15 protein-coding genes and 1 tRNA gene are annotated in these 13,934 nt (G+C 52.5%); 9 read left to right on the top strand and 7 right to left on the bottom strand.

Annotated features, from left to right (window positions below; translation table 11 throughout):
- Window position 1 precedes the first annotated feature (1 nt).
- Genes McpCs1_RS02060 through McpCs1_RS02045 form a run of 4 tightly spaced genes read right to left on the bottom strand, consistent with a single transcriptional unit; the run spans window position 2 to window position 3,418 of the window.
- Complete coding sequence (locus McpCs1_RS02060) at window positions 2–1,246, bottom strand: UbiD family decarboxylase (protein WP_338095595.1); 1,245 nt, start codon at window positions 1,244–1,246, stop codon at window positions 2–4.
- A complete protein-coding gene (locus tag McpCs1_RS02055; RefSeq protein WP_338095594.1) occupies window positions 1,243–1,791 on the bottom strand; it encodes a UbiX family flavin prenyltransferase in 549 nt (182 codons plus the stop codon). Before McpCs1_RS02055 ends, McpCs1_RS02060 begins: the two co-directional genes overlap by 4 nt.
- Before the next feature lie 5 nt (window positions 1,792–1,796).
- Window positions 1,797–3,002: an HD domain-containing protein gene (locus McpCs1_RS02050; protein ID WP_338095593.1), complete on the bottom strand. Its 1,206-nt coding sequence runs from the start codon at window positions 3,000–3,002 to the stop codon at window positions 1,797–1,799.
- 8 nt (window positions 3,003–3,010) lie between these two features.
- Entirely contained in the window at window positions 3,011–3,418 is a 408-nt protein-coding gene (locus McpCs1_RS02045) for a hypothetical protein (RefSeq protein ID WP_338095592.1), read from the bottom strand.
- Window positions 3,419–3,542: 124 nt separating this feature from the next.
- On the opposite strand from McpCs1_RS02045, the gene McpCs1_RS02040 reads away from it, so the two are divergent.
- The 4 genes from McpCs1_RS02040 (at window position 3,543) to McpCs1_RS02025 (ending at window position 5,600) form a co-directional block, all read left to right on the top strand.
- Complete coding sequence (locus tag McpCs1_RS02040; protein ID WP_338095591.1) at window positions 3,543–3,935, top strand: winged helix-turn-helix transcriptional regulator; 393 nt, start codon at window positions 3,543–3,545, stop codon at window positions 3,933–3,935.
- A gap of 326 nt (window positions 3,936–4,261) precedes the next feature.
- Window positions 4,262–4,343 (top strand) — tRNA-Leu (locus tag McpCs1_RS02035).
- A 76-nt stretch (window positions 4,344–4,419) separates the two neighbouring features.
- Window positions 4,420–5,010: a flavodoxin family protein gene (locus McpCs1_RS02030; protein ID WP_338095590.1), complete on the top strand. Its 591-nt coding sequence runs from the start codon at window positions 4,420–4,422 to the stop codon at window positions 5,008–5,010.
- On the top strand, window positions 5,007–5,600 hold the full coding sequence (locus McpCs1_RS02025) for a flavodoxin family protein (RefSeq protein ID WP_338095589.1): 594 nt from the start codon (window positions 5,007–5,009) through the stop codon (window positions 5,598–5,600). The genes McpCs1_RS02030 and McpCs1_RS02025 overlap by 4 nt, the downstream gene beginning before the upstream one ends.
- On the opposite strand, the gene truA is transcribed toward McpCs1_RS02025, so the two are convergent.
- On the bottom strand, window positions 5,587–6,435 hold the full coding sequence (truA, locus tag McpCs1_RS02020; RefSeq protein ID WP_338095588.1) for a tRNA pseudouridine(38-40) synthase TruA: 849 nt from the start codon (window positions 6,433–6,435) through the stop codon (window positions 5,587–5,589). The two genes, McpCs1_RS02025 and truA, sit on opposite strands and share 14 nt — an antisense overlap.
- Window positions 6,432–7,151, bottom strand: a complete 720-nt coding sequence (locus tag McpCs1_RS02015) for a CehA/McbA family metallohydrolase (RefSeq protein WP_338095587.1) — start codon at window positions 7,149–7,151, stop codon at window positions 6,432–6,434. The genes truA and McpCs1_RS02015 overlap by 4 nt, the downstream gene beginning before the upstream one ends.
- A gap of 370 nt (window positions 7,152–7,521) precedes the next feature.
- On the opposite strand from McpCs1_RS02015, the gene McpCs1_RS02010 reads away from it, so the two are divergent.
- From McpCs1_RS02010 to McpCs1_RS02000, 3 genes are all read left to right on the top strand, one after another.
- The gene (locus McpCs1_RS02010) at window positions 7,522–8,949 is read left to right on the top strand and encodes a DUF4346 domain-containing protein (RefSeq protein WP_338095586.1); all 1,428 of its coding nucleotides are present in this window, start codon (window positions 7,522–7,524) and stop codon (window positions 8,947–8,949) included.
- A 239-nt stretch (window positions 8,950–9,188) separates the two neighbouring features.
- Window positions 9,189–9,773 (top strand): GNAT family N-acetyltransferase, encoded by a 585-nt coding sequence (locus tag McpCs1_RS02005; protein ID WP_338095585.1) that lies wholly within the window; start codon window positions 9,189–9,191, stop codon window positions 9,771–9,773.
- 6 nt (window positions 9,774–9,779) lie between these two features.
- A complete protein-coding gene (locus McpCs1_RS02000) occupies window positions 9,780–10,697 on the top strand; it encodes an adenosylcobinamide amidohydrolase (protein ID WP_338095584.1) in 918 nt (305 codons plus the stop codon).
- A gap of 13 nt (window positions 10,698–10,710) precedes the next feature.
- Here the strand turns inward: McpCs1_RS02000 and McpCs1_RS01995 are convergent, their stop codons facing one another.
- Window positions 10,711–10,896 (bottom strand): DUF1858 domain-containing protein, encoded by a 186-nt coding sequence (locus McpCs1_RS01995; protein ID WP_338095583.1) that lies wholly within the window; start codon window positions 10,894–10,896, stop codon window positions 10,711–10,713.
- A gap of 110 nt (window positions 10,897–11,006) precedes the next feature.
- Here McpCs1_RS01995 and McpCs1_RS01990 point away from each other — a divergent pair, with 110 nt between their 5' ends.
- The gene (locus McpCs1_RS01990) at window positions 11,007–12,920 is read left to right on the top strand and encodes a hypothetical protein (protein WP_338095582.1); all 1,914 of its coding nucleotides are present in this window, start codon (window positions 11,007–11,009) and stop codon (window positions 12,918–12,920) included.
- Window positions 12,917–13,513 carry an RPA family protein gene (locus McpCs1_RS01985; protein WP_338095581.1) on the top strand — a complete coding sequence of 199 codons (597 nt, stop codon included), beginning with the start codon at window positions 12,917–12,919 and terminating at the stop codon, window positions 13,511–13,513. The genes McpCs1_RS01990 and McpCs1_RS01985 overlap by 4 nt, the downstream gene beginning before the upstream one ends.
- Window positions 13,514–13,934: the final 421 nt, after the last annotated feature.

Here is a 13,934-nt window from a genome sequence, read left to right as displayed (position 1 = left end):
CTTATTCATCCCATCCGGCACGGATAAACTCATCCTCATGCCCGAGATTCATCGTCGCGTCGATACCCATCTTCACATTCATGCCGTCACCGATTCTGCACGGGTCAAGTGAACTGCCGCGAACGCCTGCGATGATCATCACATCCTGATCCGCACGCACGCGTGTTGCGATAGCAAACTCCACATCGTTCGGGTCATAGATGTTGATGTCCTCGTCAACGACGACGACATGCTTCAGTGAGGTGTGGGCGGCGAACGCTGCCATGATCACATTCTTGCCGTCGCCGTTGGTCATCTTCTTTACCTGCACTACCGCATGGAAGTATCCTGCTCCTCCGGGCGTCAGGTACACGTCGCGAACGTTCGTCACGTTTGCTGCGGCCTGATAAATCCTCGGCTCATAAGGCGCACCCATCAGCATCTTGTGTTCTGCGCCTGCCGGCACAATGCCGTGATAGATGAAGTCAGGCTTGCATGCCATGCCTTCGAGTTCGATCACTGGCTGCATGCGGATAGGGTCATACGTTCCGCTGATGTCAACGAACGGACCTTCTTCATGCAGGTCCGCGGTCATGTAGCCGTAGAGAACAATCTCTGCGTCCGGTACGCGGATGCCGTTCGGGCATTCATAGAGCGGCATGTCCTCACCAAGAATTTCTGCTGCGTACGCCATCTCCTTTCCTTCCGGCACGCGGGTGCATGCGGCAAACGTTACCGCAGGATGTGTTCCGACAGTTATTGCGATCGGGAGTTTTTTGCCGGCAGCCTTTGCCTGCTGAAGCAGCTTGTAGGTGTGGCGGCCTTCCACAATTCTTCCGATCAGATGCGTGTCGTCCAGCACTTCCAACCGGTGAATCGAAGCGTTCTCCACTCCGTCCAGTGCAGAGAAGACCACGCCCGACGTCAGGTATCTGCCTGCGTCTTTGGGGAAGTGTTTCATGATTGGCAGTGCCGAAAGCTTTGCCGGAACAAACGTCAGTTTTCCTGCGTTATGGGTTTTCCCTGAGTAGGTGCAGGAGGCAAGCGTCTTCACGAGTTTGTCTTCAGGAATATTCAGCGCAACCGAGAGACTCCTGCGGTCGAAGATCGTGTTCATCACACATTCGTGTCCGTCGCAGTTGTGGAAGTAGAGCATCTTCTTACTGTTGTAGTAGGCCTGCTTCGGTGCTTCGTATATGGAAGAGACCGGCTCAGATATCTCCTCGACCAGTCCGTTGGCAATCATTCGTTTGATAAATTCTCTCATTCTTTCCACCGTGATCCAAGTGTGTGGGAAATTCCGCAGTGATCCAGTACGCGGGCGGCGATCATGTCGGCAAGATCATTGATCGTCTCCGGATGCGTGTAGAGCGGAGGGGAGGCAGGCATGATGACCGCTCCCGCGTCGTGTGCGGCAAGCATATTGGTTAAATGCACGCGGGAGTACGGGGTCTCCCGGGGTACAAGAATCAGTTTTCTGCGCTCTTTGAGGCAGACGTCTGCGGCGCGGGAGATCAGTGTTGCTCCGTAACCGCCCGCAATTGAGGCGAGGCTCTTCATACTGCAGGGTATGACAACCATTGCATCAAACAAAAACGAGCCGCTTGCAATGCCTGCGGCAAGGTCGCAGTTCTCTTCATAGTGAACCGGATAGCCGGAAAGATCAACTTCCTCGAGGCGAGCCACGGTTCTTGCGGTGTCGGAGATTATCAGATACACTTCGACGCCGTCCGTTTTCGTGAGGGCTTCAATGAGCCGTTTTGCGTACAGCGTACCGGAAGCTCCGGTAACTCCGACAACGATCCGCTTCATCTCTCTTATATTATACCTGTGAGTTTATGTTGTTTTGTTGCGTGACGCAGGGAGAGTACTTCGCGGGCGGCTTCCCCGACCCGGTCGCGAAGTTCGGCAGGTGCATACACACCAAGCCGCCACTGGCCGTGACGGGTTGCGTTCATCATCTCAAGCATGGGAACAATTTCATTGAACGGCACAAGGTCATGATGCCTTCTGACCAGAACGTCCATGCGAATTTCCTTACGAAGCGGCGGGATGTCAAGGATGACGTCTTCGTCTCTGACGCTTGCGGTCTCCACAATCGCCTGGTGCATGCGGTTGACGCTTTCTTTGGTCTGCGGCAGATGGTCGATGTCCACGAGTTCGCGGCCAGCGTAGACCGAACGTTTGTAGAGCCGCCGCGTTCTGATGCGGTCGATCAGGTCCCGCGTCGTTGCCGAAGGCGAGTTCAGCAGAACTGCGGCTGCTGTCACGTCGTCAAGATGCATGAACTGTTCAACTCCTGTGGCATCACTGCCGAAGTGGGAGCGGCCTGCAAGAAGAAACATCTCTTCGGCGATTCTGCATGCATGATGATAGTAGACGGTCGGTCCCATCAGAGTTCGTGCGATCAAAAGCGACTCGGCTGCTGAGATGCCGGACTGGTTGAGCACCAGTTTGCCAGAAACGATCTCAAGCGACTGGATGAGTCTTCCTGTGTCAAAGTTTCCGTACGGTGCTCCGGTATAGTGGGCGTCCCTGAGCAGGTAGTCCATCCGGTCGACGTCGAGATCTCCATGGATGATGCCTGAGTGAGGATGTCCGCCTGCAACAAGTGCCGCCACTTCATCAGGACTGACGGATATTTTTTTGAGCTGGGCATCTATTGCAGGATCCGCCAGATGAATACTGATGTCGTCGTGAGAAAAGTGTTCGTACTCCTGCATGAGCCGTTCGCTTGCATGGGAGTACGGGCCGTGCCCGATATCGTGAAGAAGTGCTGCGGCACAGATGGTTTTTGTCTCGGATTCTCCGAGTCCGAGTCTGCCGCAGAGAAGCGAAGCAAGATGCATCGCTCCAAGAGAGTGTTCAAATCTGCTGTGGTTTGCTCCGGGATATACCAAGTATGCAAATCCCAGCTGACGGATATGATGCAGACGCTGCACAATCGTGGTATCCACGAGCGGCACAAGATCTGCAGGTACTTCGATATATCCGTGTACTGGGTCTTTGATATGTTTTGGCATATTGGGTTTTATGTCTGAGCTGCTGTTGCGAGATTGATCAGCTGTTTTCCCATTGCGGTATTCAGGAGTCCTGCTGCATGGTTGAAGGTGATCGGGGCACTCTGTTCGCCAACGATTGTTCCATCCACAACATTATAGACGATTACGCTGTCGGTGTTGCCGTTGTATGCGCTGATGAGGGATTTTGCATCGATGTAGGCCCCGCCCGGAATCTGGAATACTGCTACCTGATCCACATCATAGTCTGCCGGTGCTACAACCGTTGTCAGGGTGGTTCCTGTTTTTTGTGCAAATGTGTCTGCATATGTGGAACCTGTGTCCTGAATCATGAACCCTCCAAAGCCTGCGGCGATTCCTGCGAATACTACCATTACTGCTATTACTACTGCGACAATTTCCGCGCTGTTCTTTCCCATAATAATAAGTATATGCGAGTGGTTGTTAAATAATCTTTACACTGTGTTCTGATTTATCACTGGCCTCCCTGATTAATTGGGCGTCGTAGTTTATCATGGAGAAAATTCCAAGTACTGAAGTAAGGTGGTTATCATCTCTGAGGAGTTGCCAGTACATTCTGAGATCTGTTTTTGTCCGCTGCATGGGCTGCTTGATACGATCAGTAAGAAATGGGCTCTGATGATCATTGCGGTTATCGGCAATCACGGGTCTGCGGGATTTAATGAGCTGAAACGTTATCTCTGCAACATCAGTTCGAAGACGCTGTCAAACACACTGAAGGATCTTGAGGAGGCCGGACTTATCAGCCGTCAGGTGGTGGATCAGACGCCTCCTGTTGTGCGGTACTATCTGACGGTTCCGGGATGGGAACTGCGTGAGCTGCTTATTCCCCTGCTTACCTGGGTGATGCGAAACGGTGGTCATGCGGATGAGGGGTGCCCGATTCATGTGCACTGCGAGATGCCGGAGAAGTGATTTTTGTTTTTTTGACATTTTGTGTGTGGCTTACTTGGAGTAACCACGGAATGCACTGAAATTTCACGGAACTTCACTGAAAATCGCATACCTTTGGTCTGCTCACCGCTTCGCGGGAATGCACGGAGAACACCTGCGGCGCAGGCGTTCTCTGTGCATTTTTTCCGTGAAACTTCGTATGCTCCGTGCATTCCGTGGTTATTCCGAGAAATGTTTCCTACTAAGACTCCCCAAACACGGAAATTATTTTTTTCACTCGAAAAACTTTCGCCAAAATCTGCGACAGGTTGATGTTCTCCTCCTTCTAATATATTATCCGTCTTTTTGCGAGGGTATCCAAGTGGCCAACGGAGGCTGACTCAAGATCTGCTCTCAAGGAGTTCGCGGGTTCGAATCCCTCCCCTCGCACTGTTTTTTCCGGTCGTTCCGAAAATATTTGCATATTCCATTGAGTTTATCATTCATCCTGTCGATATACTCAATCATGTCTGCGCATATTCTTGCCATAACAACCTCTCCCCGCCGCCACGGCAACTCCGAGTCTGCGCTTGATATGGTTCTCGAAGAGGTTGGCGACCGCTTCACGAAGGAGAAAGTTGTCTTGTCCGACCTCTCGGTTGCTCCCTGTAAAGGATGCGGGGCATGTGAAAAGCTCGGCCGCTGCATTCAGGAGGATGACTTTCAGGGTCTTTCCGAAAAAATCCTCGCAGCAGATGTGCTGATCTTTGCTTCCCCCGTTTACTCAATGTCGGTCTGTTCGCAGGCAAAAGCTTTGATCGACCGATGCCAGGTTTTCTGGTCACGGAAGTACGTGCTGCACACCTTTGAAGAACCAAAGGGAAAAAAGGTCGGCCTTTTCATCGCAACCGCAGGTCAGACCCGTGAGAATATCTTTGAACACACTGTGCCTGTGGCAAGATTTCTGTTTGATGTGTCAGGCATCAAACCGAAACACACAATGCTTCTCCTTCTCAATGGTCTTGATAAGAAGACCGACTTTGTGAACAGCCAGGTGTCGGTCACCAGAACAAAAGAAACCGCCGCAGTTCTTGCGGCAGCTATTGAGGAATTATGACCCGTATTCTTGCTATCAACGGAAGTCCGCGCAAACGCGGCAATACTGAAACGGTTCTCGACGCGTTTCTTCGTGGTGCGGAGAGTGCGGGTGCCGAAATCTCGAAGATAACTCTCGTGGATATTGATCATAAAAACTGTCGGGGCTGTAATGCATGCCACAAGAAAGGAGTCTGCATCCTGACCGATGATCTGACACCGATCTTTGAAGAGGTGATGTCTTCAGACATCCTCGTGCTCGCATCTCCCATCTACTCTATGACGGTCACCGCCGAGATGAAGTCCTTCATCGACCGCGGTCAGTTTCTCTGGGCGCAGAAGTTTGTTACGAAGACGTTGTCGTTTTCGCCAGAACACCTTGCAAACCATATCGGTGTGTATCTGGGGACATCAGGCCAGGATATTCTCCACATCTTTGACGGGGCGTTTCCTGTGGTGTGTGCGTTCTTCAATGATGCCGGATTTTCCTATACGGAAAATGTTCTTTTCCCGGGGATGGATCAGCACGGCGGGGTAAAGGGCTGGCCCGAATCAGTGGCAAAGGCCGAGTCCGAAGGGCGGCGGATTGCAGGCCTGCTCAACTCTTCCTGATATCAGGATACTCACGCGCAAGCCTCAGCCGCCACATCTCCTCTGGTGTTTCATCCATAAGTGCCTCGGTCATCATCGCCTGCATCCGCGCAGCAGCGGACGCCCGTCCGAGCATCCGTGCCGTCTCCCGTGCCTGCCGCATCGGCTGAAACACAACTCCGCACTCAGCATCCCAGAATATCAGCGCCTTGGCGGGTGCGGGATGCACACGGTGGCCAGTTTCGCTCAACAGCTCATCAACTACCGCAGGTTCTGCAATCCCGGCACCAATCAATGCCAGAACGCCTGCCATCCCTCTCACCATATTCCAGAGAAAACTTTTCGCCGACACCTCAAAGACCGGACGCCCGTCAGTTCCCGCAAACACCGAAGCACTCGTCACCGTCCGGTTCGGATCTCGTCCCTCCTCCATCTTGGAAAACCGCGTGAAGTCGTGGACGCCAACAAACTTCTCCGTCGCCTCGTTCATTGCGGAAATATTCGCCGGATAGGGAAAATAGTACCGATAGGTCCGGTTCGTAACCGCATAGCGGGGATAAAAATTTGGATCCACCTCAGCTGAGCCCAGACACCAGATATCATCAGGCAGCCAGAAGTTCAGCGCGTCAACAGCCTTCTCCGGATAATCCGTAGTGATGGATGCAACCTGCCGTCGTGCGGAAACCCCTCGGTCTGTCCTGCCGGCAATTCGGAAATGCGCATCCTTTGCATCAGAAAAAATGCCGAGGCCTACGCCTGCTGCAACAAACTCTCCTTCGACCGTTCGCTTGTTCGGCTGAAACTGCGAGCCGGCAAACTCGTCACCCTTGTATCCGAGAAGAAATGCCAGCTTCATTTCTTCCTGTGAACCATCCGCCGCCGTGGCCGGTGCCGGAACTTTGGCACGCGTCTGCGAACCTTTCGGACCGTGTTGTCCCATGACTGGCGGGTATAGGTGCGGAGCGGCGTTTTTTTGCAGGTGCAGGTTATCCTTCCTGCTCGCATCGCCGCAAGAATTGCCTCAACTGATCTCTCCTCAGCATCGATCTCGGTTACCCCGAAACCGACATACTTGCAGTTGTGGGCGTCAGAGCCAGCCGTAACCGGCAGCTGATACTTTTTCGCGACTTTTGCCGCCTTCTGATTTGCCGTGCCGATAATGTATCTGCTGTTGAACGCCTCGACCGCATCCACATCTTTCAGTGCGATCCGGCACTTGAGGCCGACACCGTGCCGCCATCGATGGAACGGATGCGGAATGACCGTTACCGCTCCAAGGGCTTTTGCCTCGGCTATTGTTTTGAGCACATCCTGTTTTGGCGCAAGAACCTGTGCCGTGCCAAGCACCAGAAGATGTCCCTGTTTTGTGGAGACCTCAATTCCCGGAATGATCATAATTCCCGGATTTTTCAGGGTGAGGGCATGGATGGCTCCTTCTGTTGTGTCGTGATCGGTGATGGCAACCGCGTCAAGTCCTGCGGCAATCGCTGATGCGATGACCTCTTCGACCGAACTCTCGCCGTCTCGCGACGCGTTTGTGTGAACATGCAGATCACATTTGAGAAGGACCATTTTGATGATTAGGGAGTTCTCTCTTATTCCTGATTAACATTGCTACTGTGTTTCTACGAACTGGGCAAATGTAGCCGCATGTGCGACTACAAAATTTTCAATTATTTCGGGTAATTTTTGAAATAAGTGGGTTTCTTTTGTTTTTCAAAAATTTTGTAGCCGATGTAGCCGAGTTTTTGCTATTCTGTTTATGAGTAATATTTTACCAAAGATCACAATGTCGATTTAGCGGCTACAAGATTCTTATCTTCTGCATACTCAGGTATTTTTCCAAAATGCTTCGCAAACACTGGTTATTTTGTAGCCGCATCCTCCGGCTACACCCAACCCCAACTATTTCGATGTTGGAGCACAATAAAATAAATCATCTATGCACGTCCTCTTCCCTACCGGCCATCAGAGCGAGGCGTCACTGCGTGCCGCTCTCGCTGATGTTGATGCGTTTACCTTTGATATCGTGCCGATTGGGGAAATTGCATCCTTTCTTTCTCCGGGAGTTCTCACCCGCCTCATCGAAGCAGGAGTCTACGACTGCGTCGTCGTCTCCGGCATGTGTACGGCATCCTTTGACTCGGTTGAGCAGCAGTCAGGAGTTCCGGTGCGAAAAGGAACCCGCCATGCCGCAGACATGCGGCTCTCTGTTCCTTTGATTCTGGAAGGAAAACTTTCGAAAACAATTCCCGCTGATGATCTCCTCGCGGACGTCCGGCGAAAACTTGCCGCGTCCCGACTTGCCGAATCAGAGGACACGGCAACGCCTGAGTTTACCATTCGCGGCGTGAAGTTCGGGGGAACTTCCCGCATCAAAGTCATCCATGAGATCATGGACGCCCACCGCCATCCTGCCCTGCGGGACGTAGTTCTCGCCGCCATCTCCTGCGGTGCTGACGTCGTGGATATCGGGTTCGGATTTGACGCGACCGCTGACGACGTCGTCCGCTGTTTTTCCGCGATCGCAGACATCGACATCCCGCTCTCGGTCGATACCCTCGACCCTGAGCTTATCAGAGCCGCCTTGTTCCGGTGCGATCTGATCTTTTCCCTGACCAAGGAAACCATCCCCCTCCTTGCTGATGCAGTCCGAGAGTGCGGAGCCGCAGCGGTTCTCATCCCCCGCAATGCAACGCTTGAAGAGACCGTTGCCGCCGCAAAGGCTGCAGGCTTATCGAAAATTCTCGCCGACCCGCTTCTTCAGCCGCCGCTTTCCGGTCTCGTCCCCTCGCTTGCCGGCTACCTGCCTGAGTTCGGCTGCCCCAAAGTTCTCGGCTGCGTGAACGTGATTGAGATGGTTGACGCCGACAGCCCGGGTATCTGTGCCCTGCTTGCCTCAGCCGCCGCAGAGTGCGGTGTTGCTGCCGTGCTTGTCTCCGAACACTCCGATAAAACCCATGGCGCAACTGCTGAGATGCGGCGTGCCGCAGAGATGATGGTGTTATCAGAAGGCCGCCCTTACCCGAAAGACGTCGGCGTTGATCTTCTGATCCTCAAAGAAAAACGATGCAGAAGAGAACCTCCTCTCGTGTATGAAAAAATCTCTGACGCGCCAGCGGCATCAGACGATCTCGCCCAGTACGACCCCTGCGGCAATTTCCGCATCGGCATTGAAGGCGGCATGATCGTTGCGGTGCGAAACGGCCGTGCCGTTCGCGGCACAAACTGGTATGATGTCTTCTCGACAATCCTCGCCGAGAACGGTGTCTCGCTCCTTGACCATGCCGGATATCTCGGTAAGGAACTCTACAAAGCAGAGCTTGCGATTCGGTTCGGCAGAAGTTTCGAACAGGACGGGGATTTCTGATCAAGAATTAAAAAAACGCGAATAAAAAAATCGCCAATGGCGATTTTTCAAAAAATAACTGATGTTTTTTGAAATTGAGAGTTTTGTCTGAAAAATAAGTAATTATAGTAAACCTTTGAAAAATCACCATTGGCGATTTTTATTCGCGCTATTCGCGCCATTCGCGTTTTTCAAAAAAATCATACAGTACTCACAGGATTGTTCTTATATCAGATTCATCCCAATAACTGTATAGTACCATGAATATTACCATCCGTCCCTATGAATCCGCAGACCTCTACCATGTCATGACCGTCTGGAACTCCATCATCGCCGAAGGAGACGCATTCCTCGAAGAAACCGCTCTCATCCCCGAAGAGATGCAAAAGTTTCTGGACCAGTACCGCGTTTACTGCGCAAAAATCGGCAGCGAAGTTGCCGGCGTCTACCTGCTCCGCAAACTCAACCTCGGCAAAGGCTCCCACATCGCCGAAGTCCTCTACGCCGTCAAATTCTCCTTCCGCAACCTTGGCGTTGGGAAAACCATGAGCGAACACTCGAGCAAAACCGCCCGTGAACTCGGCTTTGCCGCACTCGTCTGCCCCCGCATCTCAGGCATGAACCCTGCCGCAATGAACTTCCTCACCAAATCCGGTTTCGTCCCGGCAGGCGAAATCTCCCGCGGCTACCGCCACGTCAAAACAGTCATGGTCGACCCGAACCCGGCTGCCGAAGAGTCGAAAAAAGGCCTGCTTGGAAAAATCTTTGAAAAGAAACCAGCAGAATCTGTTGAAAAAACGGTTGTCGACTACTATTCGCTCTACACCTACCAAAAAGACGTCTAACTCCTCATGCGGTACTATCTCAGAGAAAATGTCCTGATCGTTCGGGGAAACTTCCGCGCCGCAAGCAGCGGAGTGGACGGCGGCATTGCCGACGTCCGGACAGTTCTCAACATCACCGTCCCAAGAAATTTTTCCGGCGACGCGTCCAGAGAGATCGACCGCATCTCGAGCGAACAGGGATTCCTTCAGCCCCAGTTCGGCCTCTTAACCGCAGTCCCGATAACCAATCTCTGCATCGCCAAGTACGACTACATCACCGTATTCGTCACCGCAGGCGTCTCTGACAGCAACCGCACTATAAACATCATCGTCACTTCAACCCGTCCTCTCTCCGACGCCGCACTGCTTGGCGCAATGACTACCGCAACCGAAGTCAAAATGCAGGTACTTGCCGACCGAAAACTTCCTTCCGGTGCGTCCCCCACGGACGCTGTCGTCGTTGCCGCAGAAAAATCCCTCTCCACCCCTGAGATGTTTGCAGGAATCCTCACCGAAACCGGAGAGAGGATTGCCAAAGCAGTTCGTCAGGCGCTTACTGAAGCGCTGATACGATTTGACAACTATCTCCTTTCAACCTGGGGCGTCTCCCGTGGATGGTCGCGGGACGCTCCCGGTTTTGTCAAACGAACGCGTCCCTCCTATTTTATCTACAGCCGGTACGGCGGAGATCACTGGACCGAGTGGGTGCCGGAAGGCTGCCCCTACTACCCATGTCACAAATATGCTGAGCAACAGTGCAGTTTCTGCTACTGCCCGCTCTATCCATGCATGGACCTCTCGCTTGGCGCCATGATCGAAACGCCGAACGGAGATGTCTGGAGCTGCATGGACTGCCGGCTCGTTCACGTGCCGAACGTTGCCTCTCATTTGCTGGAAAATCCTGAAGCTGGCGTTGCCGAACTGAAACTTGTTCAAAAAAAGTGAATTATGTAGAGACTTAGATACCGAGCTTCTTGGTAAGCTCTTCTAAGGGGATGCCGTGAACCATTGCTGCCTCGCGAATGGTCTCGTTGTTTGCGATTGCACAACCAAGGCAGCCCATGCCGAAGCTCTGAAGAACTGCGGCGCTCTGCGGTTTCTCGCGGAGAAGCTCTGCGATCGTTGAATCGATGGTGATTGCCATGTATAGTAGATTAGCTACTTTACTACTTGATGTTTCCGAACTGAGCATTTTCAGTACGCGTGGTCAGGGTTTTATATCCCAACACACCAATCAGTTTGTTGGAGATCATTATGGACCCAGAACAGATCCAGCAGATTACCGACAGAATCTCCCAAAAATTAGAATCCAAAGGAGTTTCGCCGGACAGGCAGAGCATTACGGAAAAACTTGCAAGTTACATCAACGAGTTCGGTGTGGTTGCATATGAGGCTGAACGCAAGGTTCTGTCCGACCAGCTGCGGCTGTATGATATTCCGGCTGACGAGCAGCCTGCTGCCGCGGCTGCGCCGGAAGGAGGCGTGTTTGCTCTTGCCGACATCCAGCCCAACGACTGGGTCACCATTGAGGTGAAAGTTGTGTCTTTGCAGACGCCGAACTCTCCCTCGATTGCGCAGACCGGTGTCCTTGCGGACAGTTCGGGCGCGGTGCGGTTCGTGGTGTTTTCCAAGGCTGATGGTATTCCTCTGATGGAGCTTGAGCAGTGGTACCGAATCGAGTCGGCTGTAGTTGATTCGTTCCGTGACGTGCCGAGTCTGAAGATTCATTCAGGATCCAAGGTTACCCAGATTGATGACGACCGGAGTCTGATGCCGGCACCTCCGGTGCCTCTGGCAAGTCTTTCTCCGGGCGTTGCTGCGTCAGTGCAGGTGAAGTTTGTTGAGGAGTGGGAGTCCCGGAGCGAACGTATGCTGCAAAGCGGCCTTGTTGCGGACGCGTCAGGTAAGATGAAATTTGTTCTGTGGAAGGACGAAGGCAGAGAGAAACTCTCGCTTGGGTCGGTGTATAATATATTCTATGCGAGCGTGGACACGTTCGGCGGGCGGCTGTCGCTTGCGCTGAACTCTGGCGTGTGGATGGAGGATGAGGATGCAGAGATTGATGTCCCTGTCGTGACTGCTGCACCCAAAGAAGAGCTGCCGATAACAAGCATCCGCGATCTGAAGGTGGGCTACGCGACCGTTCGCGTGAAGTTTGCCGAAGAGTGGGAGTCGCGGAGCGAGCGTATGCTGCAGAGCGGTCTTGTTGGTGATGAGACCGGTCGTGTGAAGTTTGTGTTATGGAAGGATGCTTCCAAAGAGAAACTTGTCCCCGGTCAGGTGTATCTGATCAAGAATGCGAAGGTGGATGAGTATAATGGACGGCTTTCGCTTGCGCTGAACAGTGCCGAGTACTCGGTTGTCGAGGACGACGTGGATATTGCGGTGCAAGGTGTGGCGCCCACGACGCCTCTTCCGGTGACGAGTGTTCGCGATCTCGCGGTCGGGTATGCTTCGCTGCGGGTGAAGTTTGTTGAGGAGTGGGAGTCGCGGAGCGACCGCATGCTGCAGACCGGTCTTGTTGGTGATGAGACCGGCCGCGTGAAGTTTGTTCTCTGGAAGGATGATACAAAGGAGAAGCTTGAGCCTGGCCGCGTGTATCATGTGACGAATGCAAAGGTGGATGAGTACAACGGACGGCTTTCGCTCGTGCTGAATCCGGCAACCTATGAGGCTGATGAGCCTGAGGTTGATATTGCGGTCGGTACAGCAACTGATGAGTTTTCCGGCGCGGTTGTGCAGATCTCAGGCGGCTCTGGCCTTGTGAAGCGGTGTCCGGTGGAAGGATGTAACCGCGTTCTTTCGCGTCAGAACTTCTGTCCGGTTCATGAGATTCAACCGAACTTCCATTATGATCTGCGGATCAAGGGAGTTCTGGATGACGGAAAAAAAGCATACAATGTGCTGATCGGCCGCGAGGTCACAGAAGCTCTGACCGGATTTACTATGGAGCGGGCGATTGATCTTGCGTCAGAGAGCCCTCTTGGTCTTGAGGAGGTGCAGGCACAGTTTGTGGAGAAACTCTGCGGCAGATATCTCCGTTGTTTCGGCAATGATTTTGAGGGAAGAATTCTGGTGAAGTCTGCTGAGTTTGTCCGTCTGGATCCGTCAGTTACTGCGGAGCTGATGAATCGCGCGGGTTCTGTGTTTGGAGGTGAACAGTCATGAGCGAGGCTAATTCTAACTTTATGTCGTACGAACGTGAGCCGGCAAAACGGGTGTTTGCCGCAGAGCTGCGTGAGGCTACGAAGACGTTTAAGGATACTGAGGATGAAAAAAGTCCGCTGTATGTTCTTCTGCCGACCGGCGAGCGGTGTAACCGCGTTCTTTTGGTGGGTACGATTACCCAGAAGGACAAAGTGGGTGATCAGAATATTCTGTATCGTGCGCGGATCTCAGATCCGACCGGTCTATTCTTTGTGACGGCAGGGTCGTATCAGCCCGAGGCGATGCATCAGCTGGCGAAAATCGATCCTGAGATGCCGGTGTTTGTTGCGGTTATCGGAAAACCGAGTGTCTACACGTCGCCGGACGGGAAGGTTTTCACCTCGGTTCGTGCGGAGTCTGTGCTGGTTGTGGATCAGGAGACGCGCGACCTCTGGATTTTAGACACTGCTCGCGCGACACTGGAGAGAGTCGATGCTTCCTTGGTAGAACAGCCGGATGCGGATGTTTTTCTTGCGCGTGAGACGTATCGGTTTGGTCCGGAGCACTGGCGGCGTATGGTGTATGATGCTCTGAGCAGAATGATGAGTATCTGATTTTTCCCTCATCCTCATTTTTCTTTTCTGATATTTTTTTGAGATCGGTTTTGTTTTGGTAATTTTTTTGTTTGTTTGTTTTCTGATTTTCTTTCTATTGGCTTCGGATTTTGTTTCGCTGTCTTTATATCTCTCCTCATCCTATGTTGTTGGCTCACAGTCACCTATGTGTTTTGTGAGAAATCGGACGAGTTCTTTCGTCTGATTGGCAACACTCAGAAGTTCGGAGGATTTATATCTCTCAAGAACGTATGATGTTACCTCGCAAACAGCGCGACCTGCGCTGAGGTAAACGAGCTTCAAAACTCTCGAACCTCGTGCAGTCTCGAAGAGTATAAATACGCTTCATGCGTATGTATTAAGGCTGTTTAAGTGGAGAACGAAACGCGAACCGACACGAAAAAACGTGTGCGGTAGTTTG

Source organism: Methanorbis rubei, assembly GCF_032714495.1.
GTDB lineage: Archaea > Halobacteriota > Methanomicrobia > Methanomicrobiales > Methanocorpusculaceae > Methanocorpusculum > Methanocorpusculum rubei.
The sequence above is the reverse complement of the archived record's forward strand: the minus strand, read 5'-3'. Positions and strand labels throughout refer to the sequence as shown.